Source organism: Halorubrum ejinorense (assembly GCF_055389685.1).
In genome coordinates, this window is sequence record NZ_AP043777.1 from 1,499,959 (window position 1) to 1,517,506 (window position 17,548).

The window sequence follows — 17,548 nt, forward strand, 5'->3', positions numbered from 1 at the left end:
CCTCCTTCGGCCGCGCCCGATTAGAAGGCTCGGTCCTCAGTCGTCGCCCTCGGCCGACGCCTCGGTTGAGCTGGACTCCTCCGACGCCTCGGGGCGGGGCACCGTCACGTCGGGGAGCCCGGCCTCGATCGCCTCGCGTCGGTCGCCGAACTGCCCGGGCAACACCAGCCGCTCGCCGAGCGCGTCCGCCGGCTCGTCGCTGGCGTACCCGGGGTCGCTCGTGGCGAGTTCGAAGAGGACGCCGGCGAACTCGCGGAAGTAGACGGACCGGAACCAGTGGCGGTCGATCTGTCCGGTCGGCCGCAGGCCCATCGAGGCCACCGCCTCGCGCATCGCGGACTGGTCCGCGTCGGTCGGCGTCTGGAACGCGACGTGGTGGACCGTGCCGCGCCCCGAGCTCCCCCGCCGGTCCGTCTCGACGACGTCGACGTACTTGCCCACCGACCCGGTCGCCGCGAAGCGGGTGCGGTCGCCGTCGGTCGTCGCGTCCGGTTCGGCGTCGGCCTCGGTCAGCCCCATCGTGCGCAGGAGCCGCTGCGTGCGCTCCGGCTCGTCGATCCACAGCGTCACCGAGTGGAACCCCCGGATCGCCGCCGACTCGGGGACGAACGCGGTCCACGCCGTCGTCGGGTCGTCCTCGGGGACCGCGACCGCGACCAGTTCGATCGGGAGTCCGTCGGGGTCGCGGACGGGGAGCACCGTCTCGCCGAACCGCTCCTCGCGGGCGTCGTAGTCGACGCCGCGCTCGTCGAACCGCTCCTCCCAGTAGTCGAGGCTGCCCTCCGGGACGCGGAACGCGGTGCGGGAGACCTGCCCCGAGCCGACCGTCCCGTCCGGGAGGTCGGACCACGGGAAGAACGTCATGCTGGTGCCGGGCGTCCCCTCGGCGTCGCCGTAGAAGAAGTGGTACGTGCCGGGGTCGTCCTGGTTGATCGACCGCTTCACCAGTCTGAGGCCGAGCGTCTCGACCCAGAAGTCGAGGTTCGCCTGCGGGTCTCCGGCCACGCAGGTCACGTGGTGGATTCCGGGGGTGGGAGTCGGACCGTCCCCCGGGGCGCTCCCGGAGTCGGCTTTCGCGTCGGTCGCGCCGGCGTCGGCTGGCGTGTCGCTCATACCCTCCGTACGTCCCGGACCGACTTGAATCGGCGCGGACACGGATGTTACCGGGGCGCGATCGGGGTCGACGAGCGGTCTCCCGAGTCAGCGCGCTCGTCCCATCGACCGCTCGATTCGTCGCCGGAGCGCGTCGAGGTCGGCGCCGACCGCCCCGACGGCCGCGAGGACCGGGTAGGTGGCGTCGAGGTCCTGATAGCAGTACGCCGGCAGGTCGAGGCCGTCGTCGAGCGCGAGCCGTCGCTCGCTGTCCGCGATCGCTCGCTGTCGCCGGGCGGCGATCCGGTCGCAGTCGTCTCTGAGCGCTTCCGTTCGAGTTCGACAGGCGTCGAGCGCGCCGAACGTCGGCGCCGCTCGGTGCCCGTTTCGGTCGGCGTCGCCGTCGCGTTCTTCGTCTCGCTCGTCACCGCCGCCGAGTTCGTCGCGGATCGCCTCGACCTCCGACCGGACCGGGTCGAGCCGGGAGCCGGCGCGCGAGACCGACTCGACCTCCGATTCCACGGCGTCGAGGAACGACTCCCGCTCTTCGATCGCGGTCGACGCCGCGGTCAGCAGCGACCGCTTGTACTCCGCGCGGAAGTTCGTCGTTCGCGTGAGGGCGTACGCCATCTCGGGACCGAACTCCGCCGCGACGCTGCGCTCGTAGGTGTCGTCGTACTCTACCTCGTAGTGCGGGACCGACATCACGGTGGCCCGGTAGGCGTCGCGCACCGCGACGAGCCCGGACCCGGCGGCCGCCGTCACGCCGTCGCCGATCTCATCGGTGCCGCGACCGAGCGCGTCCCCGAACGCGTCGACGGCCCCGCCGCCGACCGCGCGGTCGACGCCGCCGCTCGCGCCGCCGCCCCCGTTGGCGGGGCCCGCGGTCGACGGGTCGACGCTCCCGCTCTCGTCGGGGATAGACGACACGCGGTCCCGAAACGTCTCGAAGGCCTGTCGCTCGTCGACGGTCCGACGCCGCTCCACCCGGAGGGCGGCCAGCGCCGCTCGGACCGGGTCGTCCGCCTCTCCCGTGCGAGTCGCTGTCATGTATTGCGGCACGCCGACGCCCCTCGTAAACGCTTATATGAGTCGTACCGCGGCGAAACGAGCGCTCAGGACCGCTCCCGAGCGGTATATATCGCCCCGCCCGGTGGACAGCGGTTTTCACGCTCCGCCGTCGACCGGCAGTATGGACCCGGTGTCGCTCACGGAGGCGTTCGACTCGTTCGACGAGACGTGGTCCCCGCGGCTCGCGGGCGAACTCAACGGGCAGGCGGTCAAACTCGCCAAGGCGGACGGGGAGTTCGTCTGGCACCGCCACGAGGAGGCCGACGAGCTGTTCCTCGTCCACTCCGGCCGGCTCCGGATCGAGTTCCGGGAGGAGGGGGACACGGTGCTGGAAGAGGGCGAGTTCGCGATCGTCCCGCGCGGGACCGAGCATCGCCCGGTCGCCGAGCCCGAGGCGGAGATCCTGCTGTTCGAGCCGAGCGAGACGCGGAACACGGGCGACGTCGAGACCGACGAGACCGTGACCGACCTGGAACGGCTGGACTGAGTCGCGAGCGGCCGGACCGAGTCACCTGGCGACGGCCCGGGCGAGCGACCCGAACAGCGGCAGCGCCAGCCCCGCGCCGACCGTGACGTAGACGATCGGCCGCATCCCCGGCACTGCGGCGGCCGCCGGGCCGAGCGAGGCCGCGAACGCGGCGAGACAGACCGCGCCCGCGCCGAGCGCGTACGCTGCCCCCCGACGCACGGTCGGCGCTACGAGCGACGCGAGCGCGCCGGCCGCGACGAGACCGAGCCAGTGGACCGACGCGAGCGCGACGCCGGCGAAGAGCGCCCCGACGACCGCGACCGCGTGTGATCGCGGCTCGGTCCTGACGCGGTCGAGGAGCGAGGTCAGGTCGCTCACTGCGACCCCTCCGTCGACGGTTCGAAGCGAACCGTCGGGTCGCCGCCGCCCCCGAGCGGCATCGGTCGCTGGTCGTTCCCGAGCCAGCGCCGAAGCTGGTCGTCGTAGTGCTCCGAGAAGTAGTCGCCCGAGTTCCCGCCCGGCAGGACCGCCGTCGCGTCCGTCCCCGGACGAACCACCATGCGCCAGCTCGACCCGACAGCCGACTCGACGCGGTAGTTCTTCACCGTCGCGGGCGAGCCGTCGGCCGGTCGCTCGGGGTAGTTCAGGAACGGCGCCTCCCCGCCGAGCGGGTGGTCCATCGCCCGGGTAGAGTTGTAGTCGCCGTACAGATCCCACCCCGTCTCGCCGATCTCGTCAAGGGCGTCGCGGAGGGCGGCGACCGCGAGGTCGCCCCGCGAGCGGTCGTCGAACAGCGGGTCGTCGTCGGGGAGCCGCGCGAGCGTCCAGTCGCTCGGGTAGTAGGACTCGCCGAGGTCGGCCTCAGTGAACGCGGGACCGAAGACGCGCTCGCGGAACGCCGGCAGGTAGCGGGCGAAGATCAGCGCGGCGTCGGAGTCGCGGTCCATCCGGTAGTCCCACTCGTCGAGCGCGTCGGCGGCGCCGACGAGCGACGGGTCGGGGTCGGACAGCCCGTCCACTGCGTCGACGAGTTCCGGCACGAACTGCGCCGCGCGCCCGTCGCGCACGTCGTTCTGGAGGCCGCGGTGGAAGTCGGGGTCGGTGGCGCCGGTCGCGTCGCCGTCCTCCCCGACCGCCGCGTCCAGTCGGTCCGCGATCCGAGCCCCGCGGTACGGGGTCGCGTAGGAGACGCCGACGTAGTGGATCGGGTCGTCGATCGGGCGCTGATTGGCGGTCGAGAGGACGCCGGGGTCGATCGCGTGCGGCTTCTCCTCGAAGGGGACGAACCCCTCCCACGAGGACTCGCCGAACGGCTCGAACCCGCGCCACTCCCCCTCGCCGGCGGAGCCGTCGAAGACCCGGTCGCCGTCGACGACCTCGCCGTCGGTCCGCCGGATCGGGAGCCGCCCGGTCGCGTAGTAGAGGGTTCGACCGTCCGCGTCCGCGTACACGAGGTTCTGGGTCGGCAAGTCGAAGTCCCGAGTCGCTTCGAGCAGGTCGTCGATCCCCTCGCTGCGGCCGTACGCCTCGATGGCGACCGTGGTGCGCGTCGCGGTGTGACCCGTCCACGCGACGCCGACGGTCTGCTCTTCGCGCTCGATCAGCGGCCCGTGGACGGTGCGGCGGACGCGCAGGTCGCGGTCCTCGGCGTCCGAGACCGGGATCGTCCGCGTCTCGTCGACCTCGAACGGGCGCCACTCGCCGTCGTAGCGGTACCGGTCGCCCGCGTCGTCGGTCTCGTACCGGTAGCAGTCGAGCACGTCGGCGCCGAGGTTGGTGAACGACCACGCGCCGCTGTCGTTCGCGCCCGCGATGACGAACGGGACGCCCGAGAACGTCGCCCCCCGGACCGACCGCTCGGGCGTCTCGACCGACTGCTCGTACCACAGCGGGGGCGCTTGGAGCGAGAGGTGCGGGTCGTACGAGACGATCGGCGTCCCGCTTTCGGTGTGCTCGCCCGAGACGACCCAGCTGTTCGAGCCGACGCCGGTCGGCGACTCGAAGCCCGAGAGCCAGTCGGTCAGTTCCGGCTCGACGGGGGCGGTCGAACCGCCCGTCCGCCCGCTCGACTCGAACTCGGTCTCGGCCGGCGTCGTCTCGTCGCTCCCGTCGACACTGGCTCGCTCCGTGTTCGCCTCACCGAGCCGCGTCTCCGTCCCGTCGAGGATCGGGTCGTCGTGGTCGTACCGGCGCGGGAACAGCGTCGCCGCGCGGTCCGCGCCGAAGCGGTCGGCGACCAGCGCGCGGCGGAGTTCGCCGAAGTCGCCGGTGAGCGTCCACGAGATCTGTTTCTCCATCAGCATCGAGTCGACCGGGGTCCACGGCTCGGGCTCGTAGCCGATCAGCTCGAACTCCAGCGGGAGCGGGAGGTCGTCCATCGCCGCGTTGACGCCGTCGACGAACGCCTCGACGATGGGGCCGGCGCGGCTCTCGGCGACGACTCCCCAGGTGGCCTCGGCGGCGTCGGCGAACCCCATCGCGACGTTGAACTCGTCGCTCGACAGCGTCGCCGCGCCGATCACCTCGGAGAGCCGGCCGCGCATCACCCGCCGCTGGAGGTCCATCGCGAACAGCCGGTCGAACGCCTGACAGTACCCCACGGCGAAGTACGCGGCGGGCTCCGCGTCGGCCTCGATCTGCGGCACCCCGAACTCGTCGCGGGCGACGCTCGCGGCCCCGTGCGGGCTCTCGACGCTCTCCGGGAGCGACCGGTCGGCGGCGTCCCACGTCTCGCCAGACAGCGGGGCGAAGGAGTCGAGGAGGTCCGCCGCGTCGCTCGCCGCCAACCCGGCGCTGCCGGCCGCGAGGACGCTCGCGAGGACCGCGCGGCGCGTGGTGTCGCGTGTCACCTCCGAACCAGGGTCGCGATCCCTCATTATCATTTGGATTGCCTCGTTGAAGTCCTCCGAACCAGATACGAACGGCGTGCTGAATGCGGGGCGCGAGTCGACCGATGACGTCTTCTCAATTACAGCGGAGACTCATCACAGATCGTGACTCTACAGTTCGTCTGAATCGGATGCCGAACTGTAGAACCAGCAGAAGAGATTTACCCGTCTCACATGAGCATTGATATAAATGAGTAAACGTCGGGAGATGCTCTCTGCCCTCGTTGGTGCCTGTGGTGGAGTCTTTAGTTGGACCCTCGGATCAGAATTTGTCGACGAATTTCGGACCTCGGAAGTCCGATACACCACCTTCCGGAATGAGACGCAAAGCCAGCAGTCCCTCAGCGTGTTGTTCGAGAGCGAATCGGACCCGGTCTTTTGGGAAACGTACGAACTGGAACCGGGCGAAGTCGTCGAGTTTGACGGCTTCGATCGAGTCGGTGATTATCGGGTCTTCGCACGGTGGGACGACGTGGCTCGCTCCCAGCGACTTGAGACAGGCGAAAGAGCGGTCGCAGTCGTTCTCGCGTTTCCGTTCGGAGATGAAGATCTCTTGATTCGAGACCGTCTTTTCTCGTCGCTATCTCCCTCACAGCGATCTGTCGAACGGCCACAAAACGATTCGTCAGCGTAGGTCTCGATATCGTTTCACCCTCACACTCCGTTCACTCGATTATTTCCACTCTCGCTCCGTGGCTGACTCAGTCTTCGACGGGTGAAATGAGCGCCGATGGCTGTAACATACACCCTCTATATTCAGCACGTGGGCTGAGAAATATCAACGTCGAAGAATTTCAACAGAGCCGTTTGGGTCGGTTTTCGGGAAACGTACATCCGTCGTCCGGCCGAAGGATCGTTCGATGGAGGTCGCGCTGATCACGGTCGGGGACGAACTGCTCTCGGGGGACACGGTGAACACCAACGCGAACTGGCTCGCCGGCGAGTTGAGCGACCGCGGCGTCGCGGTGGGCAAGATCCTCTCGCTGCCCGACGACCGTGCGCTCATCGCCGAGCACGTGCGCGAGGACGCCGCCGCGTTCGACGCCGTGATCGTCACCGGCGGGATCGGCAGCACGCCCGACGACGTGACGATGGAGGCGGTCGCGGACGCGTTCGACCGGGAGATGGTCCCCACCGACCTCACGCGCGAGTCGGTCGAGCGCCGGCTGGCCGCGATCCGCGAGCGCGTCCCCGACCGCGAGTTCGACGTGGACGTGGCCGCCGAGGCGTCGGTTCCCGAGGGAGGCCGCCCGCTGGTCACCGAGGCCGGGCTCGCGCCGGGATGCGTCGTCGAGAACGTCTACGTCATGCCCGGCATCCCGGACGAACTGAAGGCCACCTTCGAGACGGTCGCCGACGAGTTCGCGGGCGACAGGCGCTCGCGGTTCCTCTACACCGTCGAGCCGGAGTCGAACATCGTCCCCGCGCTGCGGGAGGCGATGGACCGGTTCGACGTCGCCGTCGGCTGTTACCCCGACCGCGAGGCCGACCACAACCGGCTGAAGGTGACCGCGACCGCCGACGAGGCGCTCGACGCCGCCGCGTCGTGGCTGCTGGCGAACGTCGACGCGAGCGAGACGCCGGTCTCGCGGGACTGGGACTGAAAAAAATCGAGTTCGACCGAGCGGAGCGGGCCGCGAGCGCGTCGCGACTCGCCCGCGAGGCGGGCTCGGGTTAGCCGGCCGTCTCGTTACCGCTCGGCGGCTCCGGTCCGGGCGCGGTCGGGCCGGTCGCGCCGCCGGACCCCGGCGGCGTCCGGTCGTTCGTCACGAGGAAGTCGGCGAGGTTGCCGATCAGCACGTCCGTGTCGGCGCGCCCCGCGTTCTGCGGCGAGAGGAAGTCGCTGTCACCGATCATCACCACGTCGTCGTTCCGGACGAGCAGCGACGCCCGGGTGGACGCGCGGGTGGTCGACAGTTCGCTCCCCTCGATCGGACGGAGGACCTCGGTGCCGACGGCGGTCGTCCCGACCGGGGTCGCCGACGGGAGCACGGCGCGGTCGACCCCCTCGGTCAGGGCGGCGTCGGACTCGGCGACCGGCTCCGCGTACACGCGCTGGTAGTTCAGGTCGTTCTCTTCCATGTTGTACACGTAGCCGGGCTCGGTCGTCACGTCGAGCGTCGAGTCGAGCGCGGCCGCGCCCGGCTGGTCGAACGCCGCGCCGGGCTCGGTCGCCACGATCACGTGGCCGCCCGACTCGACGAACGACTCGATCTCGGCGAGTTCGGCCTGGTCGTAGTCGGTCCGGAACGTCACGAACGCGTCGGCCTCGGCGAGGCGCTCGCCGAGCTGCGTCGGTCCGGCCTGTCCGCCGGGACGGACGGCACGCTGCCGCTGTTGGTTCGGATCCGGCACGTAGACGCCGACCTCGTGGCCGTTCTCGATGAGGGCGTTCGCCAGCGGTCGGATGTCGCGGTCGGCGACGCTCGGCCCGCCGAATCCGAGCAGCGCCAGCGGGCTCGCGGGCACCGCACCGCTAGCCTCGACGCCGGGGTCGACGAGGACCGTCTGCGAGCGGGCCGTGGACTCCATCTCGACGGTCGCCTGCCCCGGCGTGTCGTTCGCGATCGCGTCGCCGTCGACGTAGTGTTCGTTCTGTATCTCGGGCGTCGGCGCGGCGCCGTCCGCGGTCACGTAGCCCGTGACCGCCGCGCCGCCGGTGACCGCCGCGAGCGTCACGACGAACGCGGCCGCCAGCGTGACGGCCCGGTTCATGCGCCGACACCTCCGGCGAGCCGCGCCGTGTCGTTCGTCGTGTCCGTGCCGGTTCCGTCACCGCCGCCCACGTCGAGGTCGCTCCGCGAGAACCGCTCGACGGTGTCGACGTGCGGCACGGCTCCCAGGTGGACGTAGGTGAGCCCCATCGGCTCGACCTCGCCGTAGCCGGGGTCGTTGGCGTACACCGCCACGACCTGCGTGTCGGTCCGCAAGAGGATCGGGAAGGCGGTGTCCGGGCCGGTCTCGCGGGTGTCGACCTCGTACTCGCCGAGGCTCTCCTCGGTGGCGGCGGCGTGGATCGCCTCGTTGAGCGAACCGATCTCGTCGGCGAAGCCGTTCTCGACCGCCTCGGTGCCGAGGTAGACGTCCGCCTTCGCGACCTCATCGCGCGGCATCTGGAACTCCTCGCCGCGTTCGGCCATCATGGCGTCGACGAAGGTGTCCGCGAGGGTCTGCTGTTCGGCCCACCGCTGGATCTCGTTGCTGCCGCGCTTGTCGGGGCCGCTCGGGCCTTCGGTCGGCGCGGTCGACCGCGGGGCGGGCGCGTTCAGCCCGATGCTCCCGACCGTCGAGGTCGGCAGCACGTAGATCTCGTCGGCGGGCGCCATGGCGTAGTAGCCGCCGGAGGCGCTGATCGACTGAACGCTCGCGATCACGGTCATCTGCTCGCTCGTCCGCTGGACCGCCTTGTACATCCGCTCGGAGGCGACGGGGGCGCCGCCCGGCGTGTCCAGTTTGAGGACCACCGCGCCGACCGACTCGTTGGCGCGGATGTCTGCGAGTTCGCTCTCGACGTCGTCGGCGAGGGCCGCGTTGACGGGCCCCTCGATCTCGACGACGGCGACGGTATCGTCCGGGTCGTTGGTCGCCGCGTACACGCTCGGCGCGAGTACGGCACCGACCAGTGCCGCGGCCAACACGACGACGGCGAGCTGCTGCCGTGACGTGAGGGCCGTGGAGGGCTGTTTGTCTGACATGTGCGAGTGATACGTGCGGCAACCGAAAAATAAAAATTCCGGAAACGAACGCGGAGAAATCGAGTCTCGGACGGCCGTCGCCGGCTCCGCGGTCGCGTGGTCTCGCGTCGGGACCCCGCAAGCGACGGCGAGACGCGGAGCGGCCGTCCGGTGCCGCAAGCGACGCCGAGATGCGGGTCGGGCGTCAGGTGCCGCAAGCGACGGCGAGACGCGGGTCGGCCGTCGGGTGCCGCGGGCTACGCGAGCCCGCCGGGAACCCCGGCGACGACCGCCCAACCGGCCGTCGACGCGACGGCGACGCCCACCATCGTCACGACCGCGAACAGCGGCTCCTCTCGGTCCGTGAATCGGGCCGCGCCCGGCAGCAGTCCGACCATCGGCGCGAGCGTCCCGACCGCGACGGGGAGCGGGAACACCCGGCCGGCGAGCGTGACTCCCGTCCCGACCGCGGCCAGGAGCCCGGCGACGTACGCCCACCGAAGCCGACCGGCCGACCACCGAGTCGCGAGCGTCCGCTTCCCGACCGCGGCGTCCGCCCGGCGGTCGGGCCACTGCGTCTCCAACAGGTTCACGAACACGACGAGCGCGAAGGGGACGGTCGCCAGCGCGGCCGCGGTCGTGACGCGACCGGTGACAACGGCGAACCCGTACAGCGGGAGCGCGGTGCCGCCGAGGGCGGCGTTCGTGGCCTCCCCGAGCCCGCGCCACGCGAGCCGGAGCGGTCCGACCGAGTACTGCCAGCCGACGGCGAGGATACCGACGAGCAGCGCCGCGGCGGTCGCCGGCAGGGTGGACGGCGCGGGCAGCGCGGGCAGCGCCGACGCTCCCGGGGCGCCGGTCGACAGCACGGCGAAGGCCAGAACCGCGAGTCCGATCACCCCGGTCGCGACCGCGGCGCGGAGCGCGAGCCGGGGGTCGATGTCGGTCTCGCCGAGCGCACCGCTCCCGCCGGAGAACGGCGTCCTGTCGGTGAGCGCGTCGGTCTCGACGTCCGCGTACTCGTTCGCGTAGTGGACGCTCGCGGCGACCGGCAGGAGCGCGGCCAGTCCGACGCCGACGCGCGCCGGGTCGAACGCGGCGCCCCGGCCGACCGCCATCGCGACGCCGAGGGCGTACACGAGGGCGATCAGCGCCAGCTGTGCGGGCCGGGACATCCGCCACAGCGCGACGAGGACGGTTCCGGGTCCGGGCGCGCTCATCCGTCAGTCGGCGCGGAGCGAGTCGATCTCCGCCAGCAGGTCGTCTATCTCCGGGCGGTCGGCGGGCATCCGGCCCTCGTAGGTGTACGCGACGACCGGCTCTCCGGAGCGCACGTCGAGGACCATCGCGACCGGCATCCGCCCGACGAGGTCGTGGAGCGAGCCGAGGACGCCGAATCGCACGGGCTGGTCGTAGGCGTCGCTCACGTCGGCGTCCGGGTCGGCGAGCAGCGCGAACGGAAGGTCGTACGACGACTGCCACTCGCGGGCGCGCTCGACGGGCTCCGGGAGAATGGAGACGACCGAGGCGTTCAGGGCCGCGAACTCGTCGTAGCGCTCGGCGATCACCTGGACCTGCTTCCGGCAGTTGCCGCAGTGGTAGTCCCGCTGGAACAGCAGAACGATGGCGTCGGTATCCGGGTCGGCGGCGGCCGCGGCCAGCGAGAACGGGTCCGGCCCGGCCGCGACGTTGGGCAGTTCGAAGTCGGGCACCCGCTCGACGGCGGCGTCGGCGTCGCTCATAGGCGATCCACGCGACGACGAGGCATAACCTCGGGGTCGGTCTGGCGCGCGCGACGCCCGACCGCATCGGCTATACCGGCTCGGCGCGGCTAACGGTGACATGACGCCGCCGGAGTCCCGACGCGCCGACACCCCCGACGCGTCTCCCGTGGCCGTCGCACGGGAGTTCCTCCGGGCGGTCCGCGTCGGACCGAACGCGGGCGTCGACGTCGGCGCGGCCCGCGACCGCCTCGCCGCGCTCGATCCGGACGACCTGGAGGCACTGGACGCGGACGAGCGGCTCGCCTTCTGGCTGAACGCGTACAACGCCGCGGCCGGCGACGCGCTGTTGTCCGACCCCGACCGGTTCGAGAACCGGGGGCGGTTCTTCTCGGCGCCGCTCGTCACCGTCGCCGGCGAGGCGCTGAGCCTCGACGCGATGGAACACGGCATCCTCCGCGGCTCGCAGTGGAAGTACGGGCTGGGCTACGTTCCGGACCCGTTCCCCTCCGCGTTCGTTCGCCGGCACCGGCTCGCCGACCGCGACTGCCGGATCCACTTCGCGCTCAACTGCGGCGCCGCCTCCTGTCCGGCGGTCCTCGCGTACGACGGCGAGACGGTCGACGCCGCGCTCGACGCCGCCGCCGAGGAGTACCTGCGGAGCGAGACCGTCGTCGAGGGCGGGACCGCGTACGTGCCGCGACACCTCCTCTGGTACCGGGGCGACTTCGGCGGGGGGAGCGGGATCCGCCGACTGCTGGACGAGTACGGCTTCGTCGACCCCGACGCCGTTTCGCGGATACGCTACCGCGAGTACGACTGGTCGCTCGCGCTCGATGCGTTTCGCGAGTGAGACGCCGAGGGGGCGAACCGACCCCGCTCTCCGTCAGAGCACGCCCGCGCCGCCGAGCACCAGTCTGGCGCCGATCACCGTCAACAGTCCGAGGACGACCCCGCGGCGGAGTCGTTCGCTCACTCGGTCGCGGAGTCGCTTCCCGACCGCGACGCCGGCCACCGCGGGGACCGCGGCGGCCGCGGACGCGAGGGCGAACCCCGCGTCCGGGTAGAGGCCGAGCGCTGCGGCGGCACCGACGCGGAGCCCGTTGATCCCGACGAACACGAGCGCCACGACGCCGACGAACAAGCCGTGCGACAGGTCGAAACTCCGGACGTACGCGACGAGCTGGACGCCGACGTTCGTCGCCCCGAAGAGGACGCCCGAGACCGCGCCGACGGCCGCCATGACCGGGGGCGACCCCGCGAGGCCGCGGTCGCCCGCCGACGGGAGGGTCGGCAGCGGGACGACGCGTTGAGCGGTCGCAACGAAGCCGAGCGAGACGAGCCCGAGGAGCACGCGCACCGGCGCCTCGGGGAGGCGGTCGAGCAGCGCCATCCCGACGACGGTGCCGACGAGCGCGGCGACGAGCAGCGGCGCGAACCGCCGCCCGCAGGTGCGGAGCTCCTCTCGGGTGAGTTCCCCGACGAGCGCGACGTTGACGGCGAACATCGGGGCGATCATGAACGCGACGGCGACCGCGGGGTCGAGCGTCGTGGCGAGGGCCATCGTTCCGACGACGGCGAAGCCGAACCCCGCGACCCCGTTGACGGCGCCCGCGACCGCGACGACGAGAACGACCGCCGCCGCCAGTTCCGTCGAGAGCGCGAGCGTCATACCGTCGAGACGGGGCGGTCGGTGATAAACCGCCGTTGGCTGTGCGCCGCGGACGACGTCCCGCCGCGGTTCCCCGGCGACTCGGCGACGCGGACGCACAGCCGCCGCCGGTTTTTGTACCGGTGTCCGATACACGGGGACACGATGACGAAAGCAGCAATCGTGATCCTCGCCGGGAACGAGTCGCACGCCGACTACGGTCGCCTCGCGAACGCGCTGGAGGCCGCGAAGGAGTTCGCCGAGAACGACGGGGACGAGCTAGAGCTCATCTTCGACGGCGCGGGGACGCAGTGGATCCCGGAGCTGGAAGACGAGGAGAGCGACTACCACGAACTGTATCAGGCCGTCCGCGACGACGCCGCCGTCTGCGACTACTGTTCCGGGGCGTTCGGCGTCGCAGAGGCCGTCGAGGACGCCGGCCTCGCCACCCTCGCCGAGTACGACGGACACCCGAGCATCCGGTCGCTCGTTGACGACGACTACGAGATCATCACGTTCTGAGCGGCCGCAGTCAGCCGCTCCGCTCGCTGCGCCCCGAGAGCCGCGGGGCACCCTTTAGCCGACCCACCGCGAACGGGCGAGCATGAAACGCGTCAGCGTCGACGACGTCGAGAACTCGATCCAGCCGGCCGCCGTGATGCGACCGCTCACCGACGCGCTCGGTCTCACCGACGTCGCGCTCAACTACTACGAGCTCGAACCCGGCGACAGCTTCGCGTTCGCGTATCACAGCCACGAGGTCCAAGAGGAGGCGTTCTACGTCATCTCGGGGACCGCGACGTTCGAAACCGAAGACGGGCCGGTCGACGTGGGGCCGAACGAGGCCGTGCGGTTCGACCGCGGCGAGTTCCAGCGCGGGTGGAACCGCGGCGACGAGCCCGTTCGTGCGCTCGCTATCGGCGCGCCGCTGGAGTACGGAAACCAAGTGAAACTGCGCTACTGCGCGGCGTGCGACGCGGAGACGGACGCCGAGTTGACCGCCACGTCCGGCGCCGAGGACGCCGTCGTCGCGAACTGCGTCGAGTGCGGCGCTGAGACGGGACGCTGGGTCCGGGGATCGATGGGCGGGGAGGTGCCCTGAGCGGCGGTTGCGACGCGGTCCGCGAACCGACTCAGGACCGGAAGGCCCCGAGCGGCTTGCGACAGACGGAACAGATGAAGCGGTCGAGGTTCTCGTAGCGCTCGATCCGTCCGCCGTCGTTTCCGTCCATCTCCGCGACCGTTCCGGAGCGGTCGAGGTCGCCGATCGATTCCGCGGTCTCGCCGCAGTCCGGGCGGGTCATCTTGGCAGCTATTTCCTCACACTGTCGCTCCGACGACGAAACCGTGGCCGGTCGGTGCGCGGGCGACGCACACCTCCGCCGGGGCGGACGGATCTGACGGTTCGACGGCCCTCGCAGCGGGCTGTTCAGATGAACTCGGAGGGGTTCGGGCCGTTCGTGACGTGGACCTCGAACGGCTGCGTGCCGACGGCGTCCCGCTCGACGAGGTGCCAGTAGGTCTCTGCCAGTTCGTCCGGATCGAGGAACGTCTCGCCCTCGCGGTCGGGCTGTCGCTCGCGGGCGTCGGGCGAGTCGATCTGTCCGTCGATGACGACGTGGGCGACGTGGACCCCCTCCGGACCGAACTCCTGGGCGACGTCCATCGCCATCCCGCGTGCGGCGAACTTCGCGGCCGTGAACCCGATCGCGCCGCCGCGGCTTCGGACCGCCGAGGTCGCGCCCGTGAAGATCACCGTCCCGCCGCCCGCGTCGAGCATGTCGTCGACGGCCTCCTGCGAGCAGACGAACGCCCCGCGGCCGTTGACGGCCCACGCCTCCTCGAAGGCCTCGACGCTCGTGTCCATGAGGCCGGTCCACGACGCGGCGCTCGCGTGGTTGACGAGCACGTCGATCGGACCGAACGCCTCCCGAACCGTCTCGAAGCCGTCTCGGATCGCCTCCACGTCGCTCAGGTCCGTCGTGACCGCGAGCCCTTCACCGGGGTCCGGGAGGTCGCCCGCGAGCGTTTCGATGTACTCCGTCGAACGGGCGAACAGGGCGACCCGACACCCCTCCGCGGCGAACTTCCGCGCGAGCGACGCTCCGAGCCCGGAACCGACCCCGGCGATGACGGCAGTGCGTGCCATGCCGTGTCGTAGGGGACGCCGGGTGAAAACCGTGGTCTCCGGCGCGGCCGCTCGCCGGTGAGTACCGCGGCGTCGAGCCGACCTCAGTGGGCGGGTCCGCCCGTCGGGACTCGCGCTGCCGGACCCCGCTCTGGGACAGTGGACCGCCGCGCGGGCACGAGAACGGCGAAGCCCTACTATTTGACACACGGCAGGCAACTCCCGACTGTGTTCGTGATCCCGTAGGACTCCCGAGGAGAGCTCGATCAGCGCTTTCTTCGTTGACATCAATACGTTGATTACATCACACCGGGGAGTGGCGCGTATGCTCCCGTGGGGCCACGCCGCGGTCGGTTATCTGTGCTACACGGCGGCGACTCGCCACTGGCATCGGCGACCACCGGCGGGCCCCGCCGTGCTCTCGCTTGCCGTCGGCACCCAGCTACCGGACTTGATCGATAAACCGTTCGCGTGGTCGTTCGGCCTGCTCCCCTCGGGACGGAGCCTGGGACACTCGCTGCTCATTGCCGGAGCGATCGGTGTCCTCGCGTGGCGGTTCGCTCGACGATACGATCGCCAGTCCGAAGCCGGCGCGTTCCTACTCGGTCTCCTCACGCATATCGTCGCGGACGTCGCCCCCGCCGTCGTCGCACGCGACTGGGAACCGTTAGGGGCGTTGCTCTGGCCGCTCACTCCCGCCTATCGGTATCCCGGCGAGATGGAACGAACCGTTCTCGGCTTCTTCCTCGACCTCCGACTCGCGGAACTCTCGTCGGTCGGAAGCGTTCTCACCGTGCTTGCGGTGGGCGCGTGGCTCTACGACGGACGGCCCGGCGTGGCGACGCTCGCGGCTCTCGTGACGCGGCGTCGTTCCTAACATCTACAGGTTTCGAGGGACCTCATCAGCCCCCCCCCCCTCGCCGGCGTAGCTCCGTCCGCCGTCGAGCTATATTTCCAACCGATGGTACTGTTCAAAATATAAATAAAAATAAGTCCGCTCTGACTGTCTCCTGCGGGTATCGATGGACGTTCACGACGAATACATCCCCGAAGAGCTGTTCTCGCAGTTCATTTCGCGAATGCCGCAGATCTGTGTCGAGTTGATATTCGAATCCGAGGAAGGCATTCTCGTCGCGAAACGCGACATCGAGCCGTCAATTTGGTTCTGGCCGGGAAGCCGGCTGTACAAAGGCGAAAAGCTGGAGGACGCCGCCCACCGAATCGCCGAGGAAGAACTGGGGATCGAGGTTCATATCATAGACCAGTACGGCCCCTACGCCCACTTTTGGACGGACAGCCCAACGAGGGGGTCGCCGAGTCGCCACACGGTCAACTCGGTGTTCCACGTCGAGCCGGCCCGCGCGGAGTACGATATCGTGTTGGACGAACAGCACTCCCAATACCGATTTCTCACGGAGGTCGAAGACGATCTCCACGAGTACGTCCGTCTCTACCTCGAAGACAACGACCTCCTCTGACCACGGGCGGGGCGTGTGCTTACCCTGAACCGACGAGCGAACGTTTGCGGAGGTTCTCCGGACGGGTTTCGACACGATTGTCGACTCCTACCCGGTCAGAACCCGATATCGTGCGTTCCGAGACGAGACCGGTCGCGACGGGTGACGGTCGCTCGTTCCGTGTCTGTATACGATCGGGAGTTAGCTGACCGGTCACCGCAAGCGAAAGACTCGGTGCCGGTACGGTATCGTCGTCTCGCGTCGTACGAAGGCGGCTCAGATCAGTTCGTTAGTCCACGTTTCCGGGGTTTGCTCGTTGACGATCTCGCACTCGATGTGGTAGTCGAACTCCTTCGCTCCCTGGTCTTCTATCCAATCGATCATCTCTTCCAGGCCTTCCCGCAATGTGTACTCCGTCTCGTAGTCGAGTAAATCTCGGGCCTTGTCGGCCGAACAGTTCGCTAACTTGACCTCCTGCGGTCGGTCGGGTTTGTAGATAGGGTCCAAATCGAAGTCGAGGATGTCGGCGATCGTCTCGGCCAACTCGTTGATGGAGACGAACTCGTCGTCCGGACCGATGTTGATGACCTCGCCGGTGACGTCGCCGTGGGAACCGAGCTTCCGGAGCGGACGCACGTTGTCCTGTATGAACGTGAAACAGCGTTTCTGCTCGCCGTCTCCGTAGATGATAGGTTGCTTGCCACGGAGCATTCTGTTAATGAAGATGGCGGCGACGTTACGGAACGGATCGTCGTAGCGCTGCCGCGGACCGATGATATTGTGCGGAACGGCGATGACGTACTCGAACCCGTGAACGTCGGCCATCAGCTCGACCATCTCCTCCGCCGCCACCTTGCTCACGGCGTACGGGTCCTGGGGTCGGGGCTCCATGTTCTCGGTGAACGGCGTCTCGTTTTCGCCGTACCGAGACATACTGGAGCAGAAGACGAACCGCTCGACACCGGCGTCGGCGGCGGCCGCCAGGGTCGCGGACGTCGACTGGTAGATGCTCTGGTTGACTCGCGCCGGCGAGAAGACGCTCAGTCCCTCGTACGCCAACGCGGCGGTATGATACACCACGTCGGCTCCCGCTACCGCCTCCTTCATCTCCCAGACGTCCTTACAGTCGATCTCGTGGAATTCCGCTTCGTCGGGAACGTTGGACTCGTACCCGCCACTGAAGTTGTCGTTGCCGGCGACAGTGTGTCCTTCCTCGAGGAATGCGTCCGCGAGGTGGCTACCGAGGAACCCGGCGATCCCTGTGATGAACACGTCTTTCGAGGGGTCCGCGTTGGTTACTGTCATCGAATCAGCTACCGGGCAGAAACACCTAATTTGGTTTAAGAATGAGTTTGCTATCAGTCCGTAGTACCCCCCTAACTCTCTCGCCGCAGGGG

General features: G+C 69.6%; 19 protein-coding genes. 7 read left to right on the forward strand and 12 right to left on the reverse strand.

Annotated features, from left to right (window positions below; all coding sequences use genetic code 11):
* Window positions 1-36: 36 nt before the first annotated feature.
* Both ACZ5KW_RS08700 and ACZ5KW_RS08705 read right to left on the reverse strand, forming a co-directional pair.
* The gene (locus ACZ5KW_RS08700; RefSeq protein ID WP_343780457.1) at window positions 37-1,113 is read right to left on the reverse strand and encodes a ring-cleaving dioxygenase; all 1,077 of its coding nucleotides are present in this window, start codon (window positions 1,111-1,113) and stop codon (window positions 37-39) included.
* Window positions 1,114-1,200: 87 nt separating this feature from the next.
* A complete protein-coding gene (locus ACZ5KW_RS08705; RefSeq protein ID WP_343780458.1) occupies window positions 1,201-2,142 on the reverse strand; it encodes a DUF7260 family protein in 942 nt (313 codons plus the stop codon).
* Between the two features lie 142 nt (window positions 2,143-2,284).
* Between ACZ5KW_RS08705 and ACZ5KW_RS08710 the strand changes: the two genes are divergently transcribed.
* Window positions 2,285-2,650 (forward strand): cupin domain-containing protein, encoded by a 366-nt coding sequence (locus ACZ5KW_RS08710; RefSeq protein WP_343780459.1) that lies wholly within the window; start codon window positions 2,285-2,287, stop codon window positions 2,648-2,650.
* A 21-nt stretch (window positions 2,651-2,671) separates the two neighbouring features.
* Here ACZ5KW_RS08710 and ACZ5KW_RS08715 read toward each other — a convergent pair whose 3' ends face one another.
* Window positions 2,672-3,010 carry a hypothetical protein gene (locus ACZ5KW_RS08715; protein WP_343780460.1) on the reverse strand — a complete coding sequence of 113 codons (339 nt, stop codon included), beginning with the start codon at window positions 3,008-3,010 and terminating at the stop codon, window positions 2,672-2,674.
* Window positions 3,007-5,481: a penicillin acylase family protein gene (locus ACZ5KW_RS08720; RefSeq protein ID WP_343780461.1), complete on the reverse strand. Its 2,475-nt coding sequence runs from the start codon at window positions 5,479-5,481 to the stop codon at window positions 3,007-3,009. Before ACZ5KW_RS08720 ends, ACZ5KW_RS08715 begins: the two co-directional genes overlap by 4 nt.
* An 899-nt stretch (window positions 5,482-6,380) precedes the next feature.
* Here ACZ5KW_RS08720 and ACZ5KW_RS08725 point away from each other — a divergent pair.
* The gene (locus tag ACZ5KW_RS08725) at window positions 6,381-7,124 is read left to right on the forward strand and encodes a competence/damage-inducible protein A (protein ID WP_343780462.1); all 744 of its coding nucleotides are present in this window, start codon (window positions 6,381-6,383) and stop codon (window positions 7,122-7,124) included.
* A gap of 70 nt (window positions 7,125-7,194) precedes the next feature.
* Here ACZ5KW_RS08725 and ACZ5KW_RS08730 read toward each other — a convergent pair whose 3' ends face one another.
* From ACZ5KW_RS08730 to ACZ5KW_RS08745, 4 genes are all read right to left on the reverse strand, one after another.
* Window positions 7,195-8,235: a hypothetical protein gene (locus tag ACZ5KW_RS08730; protein ID WP_343780463.1), complete on the reverse strand. Its 1,041-nt coding sequence runs from the start codon at window positions 8,233-8,235 to the stop codon at window positions 7,195-7,197.
* The gene (locus ACZ5KW_RS08735) at window positions 8,232-9,215 is read right to left on the reverse strand and encodes a S49 family peptidase (RefSeq protein WP_343780464.1); all 984 of its coding nucleotides are present in this window, start codon (window positions 9,213-9,215) and stop codon (window positions 8,232-8,234) included. Before ACZ5KW_RS08735 ends, ACZ5KW_RS08730 begins: the two co-directional genes overlap by 4 nt.
* A 236-nt stretch (window positions 9,216-9,451) precedes the next feature.
* Window positions 9,452-10,414, reverse strand: a complete 963-nt coding sequence (locus ACZ5KW_RS08740) for a prenyltransferase (protein WP_343780466.1) — start codon at window positions 10,412-10,414, stop codon at window positions 9,452-9,454.
* 3 nt (window positions 10,415-10,417) lie between these two features.
* Window positions 10,418-10,936, reverse strand: a complete 519-nt coding sequence (locus ACZ5KW_RS08745; protein WP_343780467.1) for a peroxiredoxin family protein — start codon at window positions 10,934-10,936, stop codon at window positions 10,418-10,420.
* 100 nt (window positions 10,937-11,036) lie between these two features.
* On the opposite strand from ACZ5KW_RS08745, the gene ACZ5KW_RS08750 reads away from it, so the two are divergent.
* The gene (locus ACZ5KW_RS08750) at window positions 11,037-11,768 is read left to right on the forward strand and encodes a DUF547 domain-containing protein (protein WP_343780468.1); all 732 of its coding nucleotides are present in this window, start codon (window positions 11,037-11,039) and stop codon (window positions 11,766-11,768) included.
* 33 nt (window positions 11,769-11,801) lie between these two features.
* On the opposite strand, the gene ACZ5KW_RS08755 is transcribed toward ACZ5KW_RS08750, so the two are convergent.
* Window positions 11,802-12,587, reverse strand: a complete 786-nt coding sequence (locus ACZ5KW_RS08755; RefSeq protein ID WP_343780469.1) for a TSUP family transporter — start codon at window positions 12,585-12,587, stop codon at window positions 11,802-11,804.
* 144 nt (window positions 12,588-12,731) lie between these two features.
* Here ACZ5KW_RS08755 and ACZ5KW_RS08760 point away from each other — a divergent pair, with 144 nt between their 5' ends.
* On the forward strand, window positions 12,732-13,088 hold the full coding sequence (locus ACZ5KW_RS08760; RefSeq protein ID WP_343780470.1) for a DsrE family protein: 357 nt from the start codon (window positions 12,732-12,734) through the stop codon (window positions 13,086-13,088).
* A gap of 82 nt (window positions 13,089-13,170) precedes the next feature.
* Window positions 13,171-13,668 carry a cupin domain-containing protein gene (locus ACZ5KW_RS08765; RefSeq protein WP_343780472.1) on the forward strand — a complete coding sequence of 166 codons (498 nt, stop codon included), beginning with the start codon at window positions 13,171-13,173 and terminating at the stop codon, window positions 13,666-13,668.
* A 31-nt stretch (window positions 13,669-13,699) separates the two neighbouring features.
* Here ACZ5KW_RS08765 and ACZ5KW_RS08770 read toward each other — a convergent pair whose 3' ends face one another.
* Both ACZ5KW_RS08770 and ACZ5KW_RS08775 read right to left on the reverse strand, forming a co-directional pair.
* A complete protein-coding gene (locus ACZ5KW_RS08770) occupies window positions 13,700-13,870 on the reverse strand; it encodes a hypothetical protein (RefSeq protein WP_343780473.1) in 171 nt (56 codons plus the stop codon).
* 125 nt (window positions 13,871-13,995) lie between these two features.
* Entirely contained in the window at window positions 13,996-14,715 is a 720-nt protein-coding gene (locus ACZ5KW_RS08775) for an SDR family NAD(P)-dependent oxidoreductase (protein ID WP_343780474.1), read from the reverse strand.
* 304 nt (window positions 14,716-15,019) lie between these two features.
* On the opposite strand from ACZ5KW_RS08775, the gene ACZ5KW_RS08780 reads away from it, so the two are divergent.
* On the forward strand, window positions 15,020-15,571 hold the full coding sequence (locus ACZ5KW_RS08780; protein ID WP_343780475.1) for a metal-dependent hydrolase: 552 nt from the start codon (window positions 15,020-15,022) through the stop codon (window positions 15,569-15,571).
* Window positions 15,572-15,716: 145 nt separating this feature from the next.
* Window positions 15,717-16,172, forward strand: coding sequence for an NUDIX domain-containing protein (locus tag ACZ5KW_RS08785; protein ID WP_343780476.1), 456 nt, complete (start codon window positions 15,717-15,719; stop codon window positions 16,170-16,172).
* Between the two features lie 255 nt (window positions 16,173-16,427).
* On the opposite strand, the gene ACZ5KW_RS08790 is transcribed toward ACZ5KW_RS08785, so the two are convergent.
* Window positions 16,428-17,456, reverse strand: coding sequence for an NAD-dependent epimerase/dehydratase family protein (locus ACZ5KW_RS08790; protein WP_343780477.1), 1,029 nt, complete (start codon window positions 17,454-17,456; stop codon window positions 16,428-16,430).
* Window positions 17,457-17,548 lie beyond the last annotated feature (92 nt).

Coding starts and splice junctions, on each gene's coding strand:
- ACZ5KW_RS08700 (WP_343780457.1), bottom strand. CDS start 1,113: ATGAGCGACACGCCAGCCGACGCCGGCGCGACCGACGCGAAAGCCGAC.
- ACZ5KW_RS08705 (WP_343780458.1), bottom strand. CDS start 2,142: ATGACAGCGACTCGCACGGGAGAGGCGGACGACCCGGTCCGAGCGGCG.
- ACZ5KW_RS08710 (WP_343780459.1), top strand. CDS start 2,285: ATGGACCCGGTGTCGCTCACGGAGGCGTTCGACTCGTTCGACGAGACG.
- ACZ5KW_RS08725 (WP_343780462.1), top strand. CDS start 6,381: ATGGAGGTCGCGCTGATCACGGTCGGGGACGAACTGCTCTCGGGGGAC.
- ACZ5KW_RS08730 (WP_343780463.1), bottom strand. CDS start 8,235: ATGAACCGGGCCGTCACGCTGGCGGCCGCGTTCGTCGTGACGCTCGCG.
- ACZ5KW_RS08735 (WP_343780464.1), bottom strand. CDS start 9,215: ATGTCAGACAAACAGCCCTCCACGGCCCTCACGTCACGGCAGCAGCTC.
- ACZ5KW_RS08740 (WP_343780466.1), bottom strand. CDS start 10,414: ATGAGCGCGCCCGGACCCGGAACCGTCCTCGTCGCGCTGTGGCGGATG.
- ACZ5KW_RS08745 (WP_343780467.1), bottom strand. CDS start 10,936: ATGAGCGACGCCGACGCCGCCGTCGAGCGGGTGCCCGACTTCGAACTG.
- ACZ5KW_RS08750 (WP_343780468.1), top strand. CDS start 11,037: ATGACGCCGCCGGAGTCCCGACGCGCCGACACCCCCGACGCGTCTCCC.
- ACZ5KW_RS08755 (WP_343780469.1), bottom strand. CDS start 12,587: ATGACGCTCGCGCTCTCGACGGAACTGGCGGCGGCGGTCGTTCTCGTC.
- ACZ5KW_RS08760 (WP_343780470.1), top strand. CDS start 12,732: ATGACGAAAGCAGCAATCGTGATCCTCGCCGGGAACGAGTCGCACGCC.
- ACZ5KW_RS08765 (WP_343780472.1), top strand. CDS start 13,171: ATGAAACGCGTCAGCGTCGACGACGTCGAGAACTCGATCCAGCCGGCC.
- ACZ5KW_RS08770 (WP_343780473.1), bottom strand. CDS start 13,870: ATGACCCGCCCGGACTGCGGCGAGACCGCGGAATCGATCGGCGACCTC.
- ACZ5KW_RS08775 (WP_343780474.1), bottom strand. CDS start 14,715: ATGGCACGCACTGCCGTCATCGCCGGGGTCGGTTCCGGGCTCGGAGCG.
- ACZ5KW_RS08780 (WP_343780475.1), top strand. CDS start 15,020: ATGCTCCCGTGGGGCCACGCCGCGGTCGGTTATCTGTGCTACACGGCG.
- ACZ5KW_RS08785 (WP_343780476.1), top strand. CDS start 15,717: ATGGACGTTCACGACGAATACATCCCCGAAGAGCTGTTCTCGCAGTTC.
- ACZ5KW_RS08790 (WP_343780477.1), bottom strand. CDS start 17,456: ATGACAGTAACCAACGCGGACCCCTCGAAAGACGTGTTCATCACAGGG.